Origin of the sequence: Streptomonospora arabica, from assembly GCF_039531585.1 — a bacterium.
Taxonomy (GTDB): domain Bacteria; phylum Actinomycetota; class Actinomycetes; order Streptosporangiales; family Streptosporangiaceae; genus Streptomonospora; species Streptomonospora halophila.
On record NZ_BAAAQI010000010.1, the window covers coordinates 139618 to 152549 of the forward strand.

Genomic DNA, 12932 nt, shown 5'->3' on the forward strand with positions numbered 1-12932 from the left:
GTTCGGGCGAATTCCCCGGTGCGGCTCAGCCGGTGTTCTGCAGGCCGGCCGCCACGCCGTTGACCGTGAGCAGCAGCAGCCGCTCCAGGTGGCGGTGGTCCTCCTCCGACAGCGACTCGGCCTCGTCGCCGCGCAGCGCCGACAGCGCCCGCAGCTGCAGGTGGGACAGCGCGTCCACGTACGGGTTGCGCAGGTCCACCGCGCGCGAGAGCACGCTGCGGTTCTCCAGCAGCCGCGTGTGGCCGGTCACCTTGAGCACCAGGTCGCGGGTGCGGTCGTACTCGCCCAGCACCAGTCCGGTCAGCTCCGGGCGACCGCCCAGCTCCAGGTAGCGCGAGGCGATGGTGCGGTCGGTCTTGGCCAGGCTCATCTCGGCGTTGTCCAGAAGGGACGAGAACAGCGGCCACTCCTTGTAGGCCGCCTGCAGCTCGGCGAGGTCGGGGGCGGCCGCCAGGCCGGTGCCCAGACCGAACCAGCCCGGGAGGTTGACCCGGGTCTGGGTCCAGGCGAACACCCACGGGATCGCGCGCAGGTCGTCCAGGCCGCGGGCGGCGCTGCGCCGCGCGGGGCGCGAGCCCAGCCGCAGCTCGCCCAGCTCCTCCAGCGGGCTGACGCGGGAGAACCACTCGGCGAAGCCCTCGGTGTCGATGAGGGAGCGGTAGGCGTCGTGGGCGGCCCGGGCGATCTCGTCGGCGAGCTTGCGGTACTTCGCCGAGGCGGTGCGGGCGCGCTCCTGCACCTCGTCGGTGCTGGCCATGAGCACGGCGTGGCCGACCTGCTCGATGTGGCGGTGGGCGATCGCGCGCTGCCCGTAGCGGGCGAAGATGACCTCGCCCTGCTCGGTGACCTTGAAGCGGCCCGCCACCGACCCCGGCGCCTGCGCCAGCAGCGCCCGGCTCGCCGGGCCGCCGCCGCGGCCCAGCGACCCGCCGCGGCCGTGGAACATGGTCAGCCGCACGTCGTTGCGCTCGGCCCACGAGGTCAGCTGCGCCTGGGCGTCGTACAGCCGCAGGGTCGCGCTCACCGGGCCGACGTCCTTGGCGGAGTCGCTGTAGCCCAGCATCACCTCCATGCGGCGGCCGGTCTGCTCCAGGCGGGCGCGCATCTGCGGCAGCGCCAGCATGCCGTCGAGCACGCGCGGCGAGGCCTCCAGGTCGGCACCGGTCTCGAACAGGGGGATGACGTCGAGCACGGGCGTCTGCCCGCTGGGCAGCGCGTACTCGGCCAGCTCGTAGACGGCGGCGATGTCCCGGGCGGAGCGGGTGAAGCTGACGATGTAGCGCCGGCAGGCGTCCACGCCGAAGCGCTCCTGGATCCAGCCCACCACGCGCAGGGTGGCCAGCACCTCCTGGGTGCGCTCGGAAAGCTGCCCGCCCTCCCGCAGCTCCCGCAGGGCCTGGGCGTGCACCTCGCTGTGTTGGCGGATCTCCAGCTCGGCGAGGTGGAAGCCGAACGTCTCGGCCTGCCAGATCAGGTGCTGCAGCTCGCCGTTCGCCTGGCGGGCCGCGCCGGCGGCGCTCAGCGAGGCCTGCACGCGGCGCAGTTCGGCCAGGAACTCCTCCGGTCCGCGGTAGGACAGGTCGGCGTCGCGTTCGCGGGTGGCGCGCAGCCGCTCGGTGGCGAACAGCAGCGCCTGGCGGTGCGGCTCGTTGGGCGAGCGCTTGGTGATCTCGGCCATGATCCGCGGATAGCCGGCCTCGGCGGCCGCGAGCGCGTCGAGCAGTTCGGTGCTGGCGGGGGTGAGGTTGCCGTAGGCGGTCATGGTGCGGGCGATGCGTCCGCACGCGTTCTCCAGAGCGCGCAGCACGTGGTCGGCCTGGATGGAGATGGCCTCGCGCGTGACGTCGTGGGTGACGAAGGGGTTGCCGTCGCGGTCGCCGCCGATCCAGCTGCCGTAGCGCACGAACGGCCGGGCGCGAGCGGGCTCGCGGCCGGTGCCCGCGGGGTCGACCGCGGCGTCCAGCGACCGGTAGATCTCGGGCACCACCTGGAAGATGGTCTCGTCGAACGCGGCCAGGGCGGTGCGCACCTCGTCCAGCGGGTCGAGCTTGGTGTAGCGCAGCTGGGAGGTCCGCCACAGCAGGTCGACCTCCTCCAGCAGGCGCCGCCTGGCCTCGGCCTCGGCGGTGCTGCCCGGGTGCGCGTCGTGCAGCCGCTGCAGCTGGCCGCTGACGCGCAGGATCGTGGTGGAGACCGCCCGCCGCCGCGCCTCGGTGGGGTGGGCCGTCAGCACGGGGTGGAACTCCATGTTGTCGAGCAGCTCGCGCAGGCCGTCCTCGCCGGCGCTCTCCCGGACGGCGCGCACGGCCGCGGCCAGCGACTCCCGCGGCGGGTTGTCGGCGTCGTCCCGCTCGCGCAGCGCGCGGATGCGCTGGTGCTCCTCGGCGAGGTTGGCGAGGTGGAAGTACACGGTGAAGGCGCGGGCCACCTGCTTGGCGCGCTCCAGCGGCCAGGAGTCCACCAGCTCGGTGATCTCCGCGCCGCCGACCGAGCCGTCCCGCGCGCCGATGACGGCGCGGCGCAGCCGCTCGACGTCGGCGAGCAGATCCTCCCCGCCGCTTTCGGCCATGACCGTGCCGAGCATCTCGCCCAGCAGGCGGACGTCCCCCCGCAACTGGTCGGGCATCTCCTGGCGAGCACTGTCGCGTTCCGCGCTTACCGCTGTCATGTGGACGACCTTACCCAGATTGGTCTGAACCATTGCCGAACGGGGACCGTCGCCGCGGGGTCGGCGCACGTCGACGCAGGACACGCGCCGACGGACCGGGGCCGCGGTGCGCGCGCCGCCGGAGCGGGCCGCGCCGCGTTTCGGCCGGTCGCCGCCGTGGCACGGCTCCCTTCCCCGGTTGGTCCCCGATCATGCCGTGCGCAACGCCACCTACCCGGCGGTAACCGCGGGGGACGTCGCCGTACGCTCGTTCGGCACAGTTATCGTGAGGCGTTATGGCCACCGAAGCCCCTGAACCGCTGCCCGCGGCCGAGATCGACATCCGCACCACCGCGGGCAAGCTCGCCGACCTCCAGCGCCGCCGCTACGAGGCGGTGCACGCCGGTTCCGAACGAGCCGTCGAGAAGCAGCACGCCAAGGGGAAGATGACGGCGCGCGAGCGCATCGACGCGCTGCTCGACCCCGGGTCGTTCGTCGAGTTCGACGCACTGGCGCGGCACCGCTCCACCAGCTTCGGACTCGACTCCCACCGCCCTTACGGCGACGGCGTCGTCACCGGCCACGGCACCGTCGACGGCCGCCCCGTCGCGGTCTTCAGCCAGGACGTCACCGTCTTCGGCGGCTCGCTCGGCGAGGTCTACGGCGAGAAGATCGTCAAGGTCCTCGACCACGCGCTGAAGACCGGCTGCCCCGTCGTCGGCATCAACGAAGGCGGCGGCGCGCGCATCCAGGAGGGCGTGGTCGCGCTCGGGCTCTACGCCGAGATCTTCAAGCGCAACACCCGGGCGTCCGGCGTCATCCCGCAGATCTCGCTGATCATGGGCGCGGCCGCGGGCGGGCACGTGTACTCCCCGGCGCTGACCGACTTCGTCGTGATGGTCGACCAGACCTCGCAGATGTTCATCACCGGCCCCGACGTCATCAAGACGGTCACCGGCGAGGACGTCACCATGGAGGAACTGGGCGGCGCGCGCTCGCACAACGCCAGGTCCGGCGTGGCCCACCACATGGCCGCCGACGAGCAGGACGCGCTGGACTACGTCCGCGACCTGCTGTCCCACCTGCCCTCCAACAACCTGGAGGACCCGCCCCTGGCCGAGGCCCCGGGCGAGGACGAGGTCACCGAGGCCGACCGGGAGCTCGACACCTTCGTGCCCGACTCCGCCAACCAGCCCTACGACATGCACCGGGTGATCGAGCACGTCCTCGACGACGGCGCCTTCCTGGAGGTGCACGCGCAGTTCGCCACCAACATCGTGGTGGGCTACGGGCGCGTCGAGGGCCGGCCGGTGGGCGTGGTCGCCAACCAGCCGATGAGCCTGGCCGGCTGCCTGGACATCGACGCCTCGGAGAAGGCGGCGCGGTTCGTGCGCACCTGCGACGCGTTCAACGTCCCGGTGCTGACCTTCGTGGACGTTCCGGGCTTCCTCCCCGGCACCGACCAGGAGTGGAACGGCATCATCCGGCACGGCGCCAAGCTCATCTACGCCTATGCCGAGGCGACGGTCCCGCTGGTCACGGTCATCACGCGCAAGGCCTTCGGGGGCGCCTACGACGTCATGGGCTCCAAGCACCTCGGCGCCGACGTCAACCTGGCCTGGCCCACCGCCCAGATCGCGGTCATGGGCGCCCAGGGCGCGGTCAACATCCTGCACCGGCGGACGCTGGCCGCGGCCGAGGACGTCGAGACCGAGCGCGCGCGGCTGATCCAGGACTACGAGGACACCCTGCTCAACCCCTACTCCGCAGCGGAGCGGGGCTACGTCGACGGGGTCGTCCTGCCCTCCGAGACCCGCACGTCGGTGGCCAAGGCGCTGCGGTCGCTGGAGAACAAGCGCGAGCAGATGCCCCCCAAGAAGCACGGGAACATCCCGCTGTGAGGCGCCGGACGGCACCGGGCGGCCCCGCCGGGCCCCGCGGACCGGACGGCGGCGGCCGCGGCGCGGAGCGCCTCCGCCGCAGAGCGGAGAAGGGAGACGGAAGGCCATGACCACCGACGCGCCGGTACCGGCCGGACGGTCCGCACCGTTGCTGCGCGTGGTGCGCGGCGACCCCACCCCCGAGGAGGCGGCGGCGCTGGTCGCGGTGCTGACCGCGCGCGCACGCGCCGCCCGGGCGGCGGACGGCGGCCCGGCCGCTCCGCCGCGCTCCGGCTGGCGTGAGGGCTCGCGGCTGCTGGGGCGCCCGCCCGCGCCCGGACCGGGCGCCTGGCGGGCCGCCTACCGCCCGCGCTAACACCGCTCGTCCACAGGCGGGCCGCGGCGGCCCCGCACAAGCCCGCACCTTCCTAGACTTGTGACAATCCGGCGCGGCGCTCGCAGACGCCGGACCAGGAGGCTCCACCGTGCGCAAAGTTCTGATCGCCAACCGGGGCGAGATCGCCGTCCGCGTCGCGCGCGCCTGCCGCGACGCCGGCATCGCGAGTGTCGCCGTCTACGCCGAACCCGATCTCGACGCCCTGCACACCAAGGTCGCCGACGAAGCCCACTCCCTGGGCGGCCGGACCCCGGCCGACAGCTACCTCGACATCGACCGGATCCTCGGCGTCGCCCGGCGCACCGGCGCCGACGCCGTCCACCCGGGCTACGGCTTCCTCGCCGAGAACGCCGGCTTCGCCCAGGCCGTCATCGACGCCGGACTCACCTGGATCGGACCGCCGCCCGCGGCCATCGATGCGCTGGGCGACAAGGTCGCCGCCCGCCACATCGCGCAGAAGGTCGGCGCTCCCCTGGCCCCCGGCACCTCCGACCCCCTCGCCGGCGCCGACGAGGCGGTGGCCTTCGCCGAGGAGCACGGCCTGCCCATCGCGGTCAAGGCGGCATTCGGCGGCGGCGGGCGCGGCCTCAAGGTCGCCCGCACGCTGGAGGAGGTTCCCGAGGCGTTCGACTCGGCGGTGCGCGAGGCCACCTCGGCCTTCGGCCGCGGCGAGTGCTTCGTCGAGCGCTACCTGGACCGCCCCCGCCACGTCGAGACCCAGTGCCTGGCCGACACCCACGGCAACGTGGTGGTGGTCTCCACCCGCGACTGCTCGCTACAGCGCCGCCACCAGAAGCTCGTGGAGGAGGCCCCGGCGCCCTTCCTCAGCGCCGAGCAGGAGCGGCTGCTCTACTCGTCGTCCAAGGCGATCCTGGCCGAGGCCGGCTACGTCGGCGCGGGAACCTGCGAGTTCCTGGTCGGCGCCGACGGCACCGTCTCGTTCCTGGAGGTCAACACCCGCCTGCAGGTCGAGCACCCGGTGAGCGAGGAGGTCGCCGGCCTCGACCTGGTCCGCGAGATGCTGCGCATCGCCGACGGCGGCGAGCTCGGCTACGCCGACCCCGCGCTGCGCGGGCACTCCTTCGAGTTCCGCATCAACGCCGAGGACGCCGGCCGCGGCTTCATGCCCGCACCGGGCACCATCACCGCGCTGAACCTGCCGGGCGGGCCCGGAGTGCGGGTCGACACCGGCTGCGAGACCGGGTTCACCGTCCCCCAGGCCTTCGACTCGATGGTCGCCAAGCTGATCGTCACCGGAGCCACCCGCGCCGAGGCGCTCGAACGCTCCCGCCGGGCGCTGGCGGAGTTCCGGGTCGGGGGGATGCCCACGGTCATCCCGTTCCACCTGGCCGTCGTCGACGACCCCGCCTTCGCGCCGTCCGATCCCCGGACCCCGTTCTCCGTGCACACCCGCTGGATCGAGACCGAGTTCGACAACACCGTCGAGCCCTATGCGGGCCCCGCCGAGTCGGCCGAGCCCGCCGAGCGCGAGCCGATCACCGTCGAGGTCGGCGGCAGGCGCCTGGAGGTCGTGCTGCCCGCCGGCCTGGGCGCCGCGGCCGAGCCCGGCGGTTCCGGGGGCCGCAGGCGCGGCGGCCGCGCGGCGCGGCGCGGCGGCCGCACCGGCGGCACGGCGGCCGCGGCGGGCGGCGACGCCCTGGTGTCGCCCATGCAGGGCACCGTGGTCAAGGTGGTCGCCGAGGACGGCCAGACCGTGGCCGAGGGCGACCCGGTCGTGGTCATCGAGGCGATGAAGATGGAGCAGCCGCTCACCGCGCACAAATCCGGCGTGGTCACCGGCCTGTCGGTCGCCGCGGGCGACGGGCTCGGCAACGGCGGCGTGGTCTGCGAGATCAAGGACGCCTGACGCATTCCGCGGCGCCCCGCCCGCGCTGCCGGCCGCAAGCGCGCCGCCGCAAGCGGTGCGGGGCCCCGCTGCGACACCGGCCCCGCACCGCTCAGCCGAAAGAGGCAGGCGGGCGACTTATCCGCAGTTGGTGTTCCGCTTGCCGCCGCTGGCGCCGTCGATGAAGCCGCCCCAGTCCACGCACCGCCCCGGGAGGCTCCACTTCACCGGGCCCGCGTACGTGGTGTAGTCGCCGCTGTCGACGATCATCTCGCCGTACGGGCTGTCGGAGGGCCCGATGTAGGCGTTCATCGACAACCGCGCGCCGGGGTAGTTGCGGATCGTGATGACACAGTTCTTACCGGTGTTGTTGTTGTAGGTGAGGAACACCGTGCCCTTGCTGCCGACGTTGTCGGAGTTGACCACGACGTGGCCCGCCCCGCACGCACCGTTGTAGGCCGCGGCCGATGCGGGGACGGCCGTGGCCACCGCGGCCGTCATCGCTCCGGCGAGCGCCAGCCCGGCGGCCGCCGCGCGGGTCAGGATCCTGCTTGTCCTCATTCGGTCTCCGGTTCCCAGGTCCGGCCGCCGACGGGCGGCCGGTGTCCGCTCGGTGCGCCGCCCGTCGCGGCGCATTCGGGACCTACGACGCGGCGAGTGCCGCTGTGGCCGCAGACTCGCGTGTGCGTTAGGACACATCGGCTATGCGCGGGCCTCCCGTACGCATCGGCACGCGTGGTGTGATCCGCGTGACAATCCGTGCCAGGTCGGGAATAACCCAGCGATGGCCGCCATTGTGCTCGTTCGTGACGAACCTTTGGTGCCTGACCGCGCGACGGCACATCGACCTGTGCCGCGTCGCCTCCCAGGCATGTCGCCTGGCCTGACGCTCCGAGCCCTGTTCCCGGAGCGCGGGCCGACCGGCCGCGCTCATCTCCCCGCGGCGCCTGCGCCATCAGCCGGGCGCCCGTCACGTCCTGACTCAGGAGTCACACCGTGCTATCCGCACTCAGGCGCATACCCTTCGCCGTCCAAGTCCTCGCCGCGCTCGTCGTCGGCGTCGCCCTGGGCGTGGTCGCCCGCCAGATGGGCGGCACCGCCGAGGACCCCAACTGGCTCGCGCTGACCCTCGACACCATCGGCTCGACGTTCGTCACGCTGCTGCGCACGATCGTGCCCCCGCTGATCCTGCTGGCGGTCGTCTCCTCCATCGCCAACCTGCGCAACACCACCAACGCCGCCCGGCTCGCCGGGCAGACCCTGCTGTGGTTCGCCATCACCGCGCTTATCGCGGTGGCCATCGGCATCGGCCTGGGGCTGCTCTTCCGGCCGGGCGTGAACAGCGGCGTCGACGCCGGGGCCGCGCAGGCGCCCGACGCCGACTCCCAGGGATCCTGGCTGGCGTTCCTGGAGAGCCTGGTCCCCGCCAACTTCCTCGGGCTCACGGCCGACACCTCCGAGGAGGCCGGCGCGCTGACCACCGGCCTGGACTTCAACGCCCTTCAGCTCATCGTCATCGCGATCGCGCTCGGCATCGCGGCGGTACGCGTGGGATCGGCCGCCGAGCCGTTCCTGGCCTTCACCCGCTCGGCCCTGAGCGTCGTGCTGAAGGTACTGTGGTGGGTGATCCGACTCGCCCCGCTGGGCACCGTCGGCCTGCTGGGCAACGCCGTCTACAGCTACGGCTGGACGACCGTGGGCGCCCTCGGCCGGTTCGCGCTGGCGATCTACGTCGGTCTCGCGCTGGTACTGCTGGTCGTCTACCCGGTGCTCGCCCGCGTGCACGGCCTCTCGCCGCTGAAGTTCCTCACCGGCGTGTGGCCGGCGGTGCAGCTCGGGTTCGTCTCGCGCTCCTCGATGGGCACCATGCCGGTGACCGAGCGCGTGGCCGAGACCAACTTCGGCGTGCCGCGCCACTACGCGGCCTTCGCCGTCCCCTTCGGCGCGACCACCAAGATGGACGGCTGCGCCGCGATCTACCCGGCGATCGCCGCGATCTTCGTCTCGCAGTTCTACGGCGTGCCGCTGAACCTGACCGACTACCTGCTCATCGTGTTCGTCTCGGTGATCGGCTCGGCCGCAACGGCCGGCACCACCGGCGCGACGGTGATGCTCACCCTGACGCTGTCGACGGTGGGCCTGCCCCTGGAGGGCGTCGGCCTGCTGCTGGCGGTCGACCCGATCCTGGACATGGGCCGCACCGCGGTGAACGTGGCCGGCCAGGCGTTCGTGCCCGCGCTGGTCGCCAAGCGCGAGCGGATCATGGACGTGGCCCGCTTCCGCGCCCCGCGGGGCCTCGACGGCTTCGTCGCCCCCGACAGCGGGCCCGACAGCGGGCGGGAGACGGCCGCCGGCGGCGAGCGCGCCGACGAAGACGGGGCCCGCAGCGCCGCGGACGGCACCGGCGGCGAGCAGGAGGGCTCCGGCGCCGAGCGCCCGGCCGCGCCGGTCGGCGGGTCCAGCACCGGCATTGGCACAGGCACCTGACCCGACCTCCGGAACCCACCGTACGGGCGGCCCGCCGCAGCGGCGGGCCGCCCGTAGTCTTGGAACCGACACGCCGCTTGCGCGGGAACCTTCCAGCCGCCCTGTTCGTCTTGTGTGAGTGAGGGAGGCGAGAGGAACGATCATGTTGCGCCGCTTGGTAGTACCCGCCCTGCTCGCAGCAGGGTTGTCCGCTATGGCGATGGCCCCGGCCAGCGCCGACACCGTTCCGGCGTCCGGCGAGGTCGTCGACGCACTGCGGAACGACAACGTCTTTATCGACCCCGACATCACGACAGACCAGCTGCCTCAGGCCGAACGGGACACGCTGGCCGACGCCGCCGACTCCGCGGCGAACCCGACGTACTACGTGGTCCTCTCCTCGGGCACGTTGAACTCCGAGGCGAGCGTCGAGAACTACATCGACGGCATCCAGTCGGAGGTCGGCGACGGCACCTACGCGGTGCTGGCCGGCTCCCAGGAGCTGGTGATCGACTCCACCGAGCTGAGCGCCTCGGAGAACCAGGCGCTTGAGGAGGAGCTGCTCTCGCAGAACCAGGGCCAGATCGACACCCTGGTCGCCGTGCCCGACGCCGTCGAGGACCAGCAGTCCGCCGACGCCGCCTCCAGCGTCTTCGGCGCCATGCTGCTCGGGCTGCTCGTGCTGGCCGTGGCCGGCGGCGGGTTCTTCCTCTACCGCGGCAAGAAGCGCCGCGATGAGCAGAAGGCCAAGGAGCTGGCCGAGATCAAGCAGATGGCCAACGAGGACGTCGTCCGGCTGGGCGAGGACATCGCCCGCCTGGAGATCGACGTCTCCCAGGTCGACGAGGACACGCGCACCGACTACAGCCGCGCGATGGACTCCTACGACCGGGCCAAGGCCACGCTCGACACCATCCGCGAGCCCGACCAGGTGCAGCAGGTCACCAACGCGCTCGAGGACGGCCGCTACTACATGGTCGCGACCCGCGCCCGGATGAGCGGCGACCCGGTGCCCGAGCGGCGCCAGCCCTGCTTCTTCAACCCGCAGCACGGGCCGTCGCAGCAGGACGTCCTGTGGGCTCCCCCGGGCGGCACCAACCGGTCCGTCCCGGCCTGCCCCGCATGCGCGCAGGCCGTGCTCTCCGGGCACGACCCCGACGTCCGCCTGGTCGAGGTCGACGGCCGCCGCCGGCCCTACTACGACGCCGGCCCCGCCTACGCCCCCTACGCGGGCGGCTACTTCGGCATGGACATGATGATGGGCATGTTCACCGGCATGATGATGGGCTCCATGATGGGGTCGATGATGGGCGGAGGCATGATGGGCGCCGGCATGGGTGACATGGGCGGCGGCGACATGGGTGGAGGCGACTTCGGCGGAGGCGGCGACTTCGGCGGCTTCGGCGGAGGCGACTTCGGGGGCTTCGACTTCTAGCCCTCCGGCACCGCACTCGCGTCCTTCCGACGACGACGGCCCCGGCTGCATGCCGGGGCCGTTTCCTGTCGTGGGCACCGCCCCGGTCCGCGTTCCGCGCGGCCGGGCGGGCGCGCCCGGCGGCCCGCGCCGACGCGGGCGCGCAGGTAGCGGGAGCGTGCCGCGCCGCGGGCGCGGCGGCGGGCTACTCGGGCGAGGCCTGCATCAGCGAGCGCGCCGCCTCGGTGACGCTGCCCGACAGCGACGGGTAGACCGCGAAGGTGTGCGCGAGGTCGTCGACCGTGAGCCGCTGCTGGACCGCCACCGACACCGCCAGGATCAGCTCGCTGGCGCGCGGACCGACGATGACTCCGCCCATCACGATGCCCGTGTGCTGGCGGCAGATCAGCTTGACGAACCCGTCCTTGCTGTTGGTCATCTTCGCGCGCGGGTTGGTGTCCAGCGGCAGGTTGACCACCCGCGCGTCGATCCGCCCGCTGCGCACGTCGCCCTCGGTGGCGCCCACCGAGGCCAGTTCGGGGTGGGTGAACACGGTCGAGGCCACGGTGGAGAGCTTCAGCGGCGACACCGCCTCGCCCAGCGCGTGCCACATCGCGATGCGGCCCTGCATCGCCGCAACCGAGGCCAGCATGTTCACGCCGGTGCAGTCGCCGGCGGCGTAGACGCCCGACGTGGAGGTGCGCGAGACCCGGTCGACCTGGACGAACCCGCCGTCGTCCAGCCGGACGCCGATCTCCTCCAGCCCGAGGTCGGCCGTGTTGGGGATCATGCCCACCGTCATCAGGCAGTGGCTGCCCTCGACGGTGCGGCCGTCGGAGAGGGTCACCAGCACGCCGTCGCCGGTGTTGGTGACCGACTCGGCGCGGGTCTTGCTCAGAACCGTCATGCCCAGGCGGCGGAAGACGCCCTCCAGCACCTCGGCGGCGTCGGCGTCCTGGGTGGGCATCACGCGCTCGCGGGAGGACACCAGCGTGACCTCGGAGCCCAGCCCCTGGTAGGCGTTGGCGAACTCGGCGCCGGTGACGCCCGAGCCCACCACGATCAGCTTCTCCGGCAGGCGGTCCAGGTCGTAGAGGTGGCGCCAGGTCAGGATGCGCTCGCCGTCGGGCCTGGCCGAGGGCAGCTCGCGCGGGTGGGCCCCGGTTGCCACCAGGACCACGTCGGCGTGGATGCGGCGGTCGCCCACGGCGACGATCCGGGGGTCGACCAGGCGGGCCTCGCCCGGGATCACCTCGACGCCCTCCTTGACCACGCGCGCGGCCGTGTCGTCGGACTGCGCCTGGGCCAGCCGCTTCACGCGGGCGTTGACGGTGGTGAGGTCGACCGACACACCGGGCCGGCCGTCGCTCTCGGCGACGTCGATCCCCAGCCTCGCGGCCTCCCGGACATAGGTGGAGCGCACCGACGTCGCGATCAGGGTCTTGGAGGGGACGCAGTCGGTCAGGACGCAGGCGCCGCCGATCCCGTCGCGGTCCACGATCGTCACGTCCGCACCGAGTTGGACGGCGACGAGCGCCGCCTCATAGCCCCCCGGGCCGCCACCGATGATCACGACCTTGGTCACGTCTGCTTCACTCCTTCCGGCCGGCGCGCGTCGAAGCGCCGCTGCCTCGGGGGCCGCCGCCTGGAACGTCTCTGCTCTGCCGTCTACCCATTGTCCGCCATGCCGGGCGGCGGAATTCGCAACGGGGGCGAGCGGGCGTGCTTACGATGGCGCCGTGGCTCTCTACGCCGCTTACGGCTGCAACCTCGATCCCGACCAGATGGCGGTGCGGGCTCCCAGTTCGCCCCTGTGGACCACCGGCTGGCTGGACGGCTGGCGGCTGACGTTCGGGGGCGAGTCCGGCCCGTGGGGCGGCGCACTGGCCACCATCGTCGAGCAGGGCGGCGCAAGCGTCTTCGTCGCCCTCTACGACGTCCCCGAATGCGACGAAGCCCACGTCGACGCCTGCGCGGGCGCCGGTTTCGGCATCTACACGCGCGTGCGGGTCCGCGCGAGCACCCTGCTCGAAGGCGAGGCCGCCGCCTGGACCCACGTGCTCGACGACTACGAGGGCGGGCTGCCGTCCGCGCTGTACCTCGCGATGCTCGCCGACGCCGCCGAGAAGGCGGGGGCTCCCCCGTTCTATCCGGAGGAGCTGCGCTCGCGGCCCTGTACGCCCTCCCGCTCGTGACCGGCCGGCCGCCGCCGGGCGGTCCGCCGCCGAAAGACGCGCCCGGATGGATCGTCCGGGCGCCCGCCCCCTCCGGGCACCGCCCTT

Annotated in this window: 10 protein-coding genes; 7 read left to right on the forward strand and 3 right to left on the reverse strand. The window is 73.0% G+C overall.

Translation table 11 applies throughout. From position 1 onward, the window contains the following. Positions 1-25: 25 nt before the first annotated feature. On the reverse strand, positions 26-2626 hold the full coding sequence (locus tag ABD284_RS17160; protein ID WP_344144640.1) for a phosphoenolpyruvate carboxylase: 2601 nt from the start codon (positions 2624-2626) through the stop codon (positions 26-28). Positions 2627-2943: 317 nt separating this feature from the next. Here ABD284_RS17160 and ABD284_RS17165 point away from each other — a divergent pair, with 317 nt between their 5' ends. From ABD284_RS17165 to ABD284_RS17175, 3 genes are all read left to right on the forward strand, one after another. Continuing rightward, on the forward strand, positions 2944-4548 hold the full coding sequence (locus ABD284_RS17165) for an acyl-CoA carboxylase subunit beta (RefSeq protein WP_344144576.1): 1605 nt from the start codon (positions 2944-2946) through the stop codon (positions 4546-4548). A gap of 106 nt (positions 4549-4654) precedes the next feature. Further along, entirely contained in the window at positions 4655-4903 is a 249-nt protein-coding gene (locus ABD284_RS17170; RefSeq protein WP_344144578.1) for an acyl-CoA carboxylase epsilon subunit, read from the forward strand. 109 nt (positions 4904-5012) lie between these two features. After that, positions 5013-6791, forward strand: a complete 1779-nt coding sequence (locus ABD284_RS17175; RefSeq protein ID WP_344144580.1) for an acetyl/propionyl/methylcrotonyl-CoA carboxylase subunit alpha — start codon at positions 5013-5015, stop codon at positions 6789-6791. Positions 6792-6908: 117 nt separating this feature from the next. On the opposite strand, the gene ABD284_RS17180 is transcribed toward ABD284_RS17175, so the two are convergent. Continuing rightward, positions 6909-7331 carry a spore-associated protein A gene (locus ABD284_RS17180; protein ID WP_344144582.1) on the reverse strand — a complete coding sequence of 141 codons (423 nt, stop codon included), beginning with the start codon at positions 7329-7331 and terminating at the stop codon, positions 6909-6911. A gap of 143 nt (positions 7332-7474) precedes the next feature. Between ABD284_RS17180 and ABD284_RS25815 the strand changes: the two genes are divergently transcribed. From ABD284_RS25815 to ABD284_RS17190, 3 genes are all read left to right on the forward strand, one after another. Beyond that, positions 7475-7657, forward strand: a complete 183-nt coding sequence (locus ABD284_RS25815) for a putative leader peptide (RefSeq protein ID WP_386698966.1) — start codon at positions 7475-7477, stop codon at positions 7655-7657. 109 nt (positions 7658-7766) lie between these two features. Next, positions 7767-9257 (forward strand): dicarboxylate/amino acid:cation symporter, encoded by a 1491-nt coding sequence (locus tag ABD284_RS17185; RefSeq protein WP_344144584.1) that lies wholly within the window; start codon positions 7767-7769, stop codon positions 9255-9257. Positions 9258-9450: 193 nt separating this feature from the next. Continuing rightward, positions 9451-10671: a chemotaxis protein CheA gene (locus ABD284_RS17190; protein ID WP_344144586.1), complete on the forward strand. Its 1221-nt coding sequence runs from the start codon at positions 9451-9453 to the stop codon at positions 10669-10671. A 184-nt stretch (positions 10672-10855) separates the two neighbouring features. Here ABD284_RS17190 and ABD284_RS17195 read toward each other — a convergent pair whose 3' ends face one another. Continuing rightward, positions 10856-12235, reverse strand: a complete 1380-nt coding sequence (locus ABD284_RS17195) for an NAD(P)H-quinone dehydrogenase (RefSeq protein ID WP_344144588.1) — start codon at positions 12233-12235, stop codon at positions 10856-10858. 154 nt (positions 12236-12389) lie between these two features. Between ABD284_RS17195 and ABD284_RS17200 the strand changes: the two genes are divergently transcribed. Then, positions 12390-12845 (forward strand): gamma-glutamylcyclotransferase, encoded by a 456-nt coding sequence (locus ABD284_RS17200; protein ID WP_344144590.1) that lies wholly within the window; start codon positions 12390-12392, stop codon positions 12843-12845. Positions 12846-12932: the final 87 nt, after the last annotated feature.